The sequence below is a fragment of the Veillonella sp. CAG:933 genome (assembly GCF_000431435.1).
GTDB lineage: Bacteria > Bacillota > Negativicutes > Veillonellales > Veillonellaceae > Veillonella_A.
In genome coordinates this window covers 1-4,371 of sequence record NZ_HF986153.1, presented here as the reverse complement: position 1 = coordinate 4,371, position 4,371 = coordinate 1, and the positions used below count along the sequence as shown (strand labels likewise).

The window sequence follows — 4,371 nt, the reverse complement described above, 5'->3', positions numbered from 1 at the left end:
CCGAATTACTTCATGGAAATGGCCGCCGAACACATGAACGCCAAGGTCTCGCCATACCTCGCATTCCTCACTCAAGCGCGAACCGATATTCCCTCATTTGAACGACTCGTGCTCGGCGCGGGCGGGTTCACCACCGACACGTCCACAACATATCTGGACCGCAACGGCAACACGGTCAAACGCAAGAACCTGTCCAAACAGGCCAAGAACACATTGAACGACTATGAGCTCATCCAGTACGACATGACCGCCGGCAAAGGGTACCTTACAGGTACCGATTTCTTTAAGATGAAGCAAACAACAGGTAGCCATTCGACAAACGTCCACAGGGTGCAACACAAAAGCAACACCGAATGACGGAAGAGCTTATAATAAGTTTATTATAAACGTGTCAAGAAAAAGAGAAAGCATGCCGAGTTTACTCAATCAGGTCAAAAAATATTTACCTGTATCATCCCGATCCTTCCACGCCTTCGAACAAAAAAACATAAACAAGATGCAATATCTTGAAGGTGCCATTGAAAAACTCCAGGCACAAAATGCCGAACTTCTTCAAAAACTCGATAGTCTTAAAGACCAATCCCATGAAGCTCATTCCTATGAGCAAACTCGCGATATGATGATGTTCTGGCAGCTTTTCCGACATTCTGACGAAAATCTAGAGGAAGCAAAGAAACGTTTTTTCCGAGGCTTACCAAAAGCTCACGGTCTGGCTCGGTTATTCCAACAAGCAGAGACTAAATTATTCAAAGAATTTAACTCACTATGTCGTAAATACAATATAGCATACTGGATGGGTTCGGGCACTCTTCTTGGGGCGTACATCTATAATGATATTATTCCATGGGATGATGACGTGGATGTTTTTATTACTCGTAAGCAGCTTGCTGAACTACAGCAAATTCTCCAAGACGATGAGACCTTTCACGTGACAGTTGTCTGGGATTGGTATGTGCCATGTAAACAGATTCGCTTCAAACTCAGAGATGAGAAGAATCCAACATTTATTGATTTGTTCCCACTGGATACAATAACCGGAAACTATTCAGAGGCATGGAATATCACGTCCCAAGCGCGAGTCGACTTCGTCTCAGATATTCGAAAAAAATTTACAGGAACTGAATGGGAGAAAACACCTTATTTATATGATAATTCTGCTTTAGCAGAGCAAATAGAATATGTCCTTGACGAACACTACCGGGCACTTTCAGAAAAGATTAATTTCACGGATGATTTACAAACTGCATCTGGCTTAGTGCGAGGCATCGAGAATATCGACGAGACCCATTCATCTGGACCTTATCCCATAGATGACTGGATGCCTACTATTAATATGAGATTTGATGATTTCGATGTGCCCGCACCGCCAGCATGGCGCAAATACCTTCAAAATCTATATGGCGATTTTTTGCAGATCCCGCATGATATTGATTCGCATGAACACGTTGATAATCACTATCTTCAAGATGATGCAGTACTGGCCTCTCTAGAAAAGTATGTCAATAGCTAATCTTTTATTAAAGGTCGAGATAGTGCCATTCTCATTATCTCGACCTTTGCATTTATGCAATCTGAGTAATTTCAACCGCTCGGTCGCTTAACAGAGCATACTCACGATTCCTACCATCCCGAATAACGAATGCACAAGAATTGGCATCATTAGTGAACGCGACCATATCAGTAGATTTTGGATTGGCTACCGACGGTGTACGCAACGAAGCGACAAGACGGAAATCACCATTGTTAAAGACGTTTAATGGCATCTCATAATGAACAGTTTGGTGACCGCGTTTCTTCATCTTCAGTGTCTTCGAGCCCGTATCATACGCGACTCCACCACGACGAAGATCATGCAATGCAATAGCCAAGTAGAAATCCGTGTCTTCGTTGAAGTCATATTCAACATCAAATCTGAAGGTATCACTGCTTTTGCAGACCAATGAAGTCTGAGGATTAATACGCAATATTGGGCATCTACTGTTCAAGCCTTCTGCATATCCATCATCATCCTTCTTCTCCTCGTCGCGTTTCTTCGCTTCAGCTTTCAGATTCTCTAATGTGTATCGGTTAGCAGCATCCTCTTTATTGCCATTGACAATAATGTCTCCATCTTTAATCAGAATCGCCTTATTGCAATACTTCTTTACGGAGTCCATGCTGTGCGTCACCAAAATAACGGTCTTGTTCGGATCTTTCTTGACCTTGGTAAAGTAGTCATCGCACTTACGCTGGAATGCCTCATCACCGACCGCAAGTACCTCGTCGAGCACCAAGATATCGCCCTGCGCCTTGATCGCCACAGAAAACGCAAGGCGCACCTGCATGCCGGATGAGTAGTTCTTAAGCTTCTGGTCCATGAACTCTTCGAGTTCAGCGAATTCCACAATATCGTCATACATGGCCGCAATCTCGTCATGGGAGAAGCCAAACAGGGCTCCATTGAGATATACGTTCTCTCGACCGGTCAGCTCAGGATTGAACCCAACTCCGAGCTCGATAAACGGCACTAATGTACCATTTACTTCCACGGAACCACCATCTGGTACATAAATGCCCGAGATAATCTTCAATAACGTGGATTTTCCGGAACCATTACGGCCGACGATACCGAAAAAGTCACCACGGTGTACATCAAAGTTGATGTCATGAAGAACATGTTGTTCTTTATAGCCCTTAATGCCTTTAGTCCAATTAATAAACGCCTGCTTTAGTCCCGTGGCCTGTTCCGTCGGCAGGCGGAAATACTTGCCAACATGCTTGACAGACAGCACCACATCATCACTGCGTTCGGTGGTAGTCGCAGTTCCTTCATTATTGATATTCATGGAGGTCTCGCTCATTACATCACCTCTGCAAACTTGCGGTTGTTACGTTTGAACACATACACGCCAAGAACAAGAATTAATATAGACAACACGATAGGAACGGCCCGCAATAGCGGATTAGAAGTCATCGTCCAAATCGTTGGTTGCGTCTCTGGAGCAATCAGGTTATGACGAATATCCTGAATCACCTGAGCAATTGGATTCAACAATTGAATCTTTGCAATCAACAGACCGTATCCGCGCAGCGAGTTATTCCCGATTACCATCGACAATGGGTAAATAATCGGCATCGCGTAGAATAGTACCTGCTGCAATACGTCCCAGATATGGGAAATGTCACGGAAATACACATACATGGTCGACAACAGCAACGCGAGCCCGAGTGCAATGATGTACAGCTGAATGAAGTTGAGAGGCAACAGTAACACACGCCAGGTAAAGTGCACGTGCGTAAATAGCGCAAACAACAACACCACTACAAAGTTGATGGCGAAACTAATCAAAGCGCCGATAGTGGATGACACCACCACAATGTAGTTGGGGAAATGGATTTTACGAAGCAAATCGCCGCGATCGACAATCGCTCGAAGACCCACAGAAGTGGATTCCTGTACGAATTGCCAAGCACTAATGCCCATCAGCAATACCACAGGATACGTGGGAGTACCGTCAGACATGCGCAGGAACTTGGCGAACACGGCGTACATCACACAAAACAGCATCAACGGTTGCAGAACAGACCAGCCAATACCGAGGAATGATCCTTGGTACCGAAGCTTGAAATCGGTTTTAACCAGTTCCTTCAGCACCACCAAGGAGTAGTGGTAGCGATCCTGCAGTTTCTTCACTAAAGCCATCACGAAGAACAAAGTTTACCAGCAATGCGGTATGCGTTCGTTCTCACCCACCTGAGCCCTTACATTTTTCGCACTGTGCACTCTCGCGCTTACACCCATTTGTATACTGACATTTATGGCACAAACTTCAACTAGCAGTAGCAAGCAATGGGAAACGGTAAACAGGGTTGTTTATCCCACTAAAGATGCTGACTTAACAATGCCTCTATATGCGGTGAACTGGCATCCCGCTCATTTTGACGCGAGTGTGTTCGATGAACGCGACAGTATGCTCAGTGTCGATTTGAACGCTATAACGCGTTCTGATTTTAACCGTCTTGTAGCACAAGGCATCAGACCAGCGCCTGAAGAACCTCATGGGTTCAAAATCAATTCTCGCGATTCCATTACGTTGGAACCATGTACGCATATCTCACTATGCACGTATTTCAACGCATTCCCTGCTGGCTACTGGAGGCACTGGACCCGTGTCAAGCATCTTCGATTCTCAGCAAGAGTCTCGGGCGTAGGCACTCTAACCTTGTTCCAGTCCACTGCACGCGGATTATCCACCCCCGTTAAAACCTTCACCATCCATACTGAAAGCACCGAAAGCGCTTCCGATTCCACCGATACCTCTCAAGTTATAGAGTCGATTCTCTCGCTCAAAGGCATGCTAGACGGCGGCTACTATTGGCTCGATGCACGAG

At 45.3% G+C, this 4,371-nt stretch carries 5 protein-coding genes; 3 read left to right on the top strand and 2 right to left on the bottom strand.

Annotated features, from left to right (window positions below):
* A partial coding sequence (locus QZL64_RS02265; RefSeq protein ID WP_296309185.1) for a hypothetical protein occupies positions 1 to 357 on the top strand: 357 nt, incomplete at its 5' end.
* 52 nt (positions 358 to 409) lie between these two features.
* A complete protein-coding gene (locus QZL64_RS02260; RefSeq protein ID WP_021840423.1) occupies positions 410 to 1,510 on the top strand; it encodes a LicD family protein in 1,101 nt (366 codons plus the stop codon).
* A 52-nt stretch (positions 1,511 to 1,562) separates the two neighbouring features.
* On the opposite strand, the gene QZL64_RS02255 is transcribed toward QZL64_RS02260, so the two are convergent.
* Together QZL64_RS02255 and QZL64_RS02250 are read right to left on the bottom strand one after the other, a co-directional pair.
* On the bottom strand, positions 1,563 to 2,840 hold the full coding sequence (locus QZL64_RS02255; RefSeq protein WP_021840422.1) for an ABC transporter ATP-binding protein: 1,278 nt from the start codon (positions 2,838 to 2,840) through the stop codon (positions 1,563 to 1,565).
* Positions 2,840 to 3,673: an ABC transporter permease gene (locus tag QZL64_RS02250; protein WP_369665150.1), complete on the bottom strand. Its 834-nt coding sequence runs from the start codon at positions 3,671 to 3,673 to the stop codon at positions 2,840 to 2,842. The genes QZL64_RS02255 and QZL64_RS02250 overlap by 1 nt, the downstream gene beginning before the upstream one ends.
* A gap of 124 nt (positions 3,674 to 3,797) precedes the next feature.
* Here QZL64_RS02250 and QZL64_RS02245 point away from each other — a divergent pair.
* A partial coding sequence (locus tag QZL64_RS02245; RefSeq protein WP_296309182.1) for a hypothetical protein occupies positions 3,798 to 4,371 on the top strand: 574 nt, incomplete at its 3' end.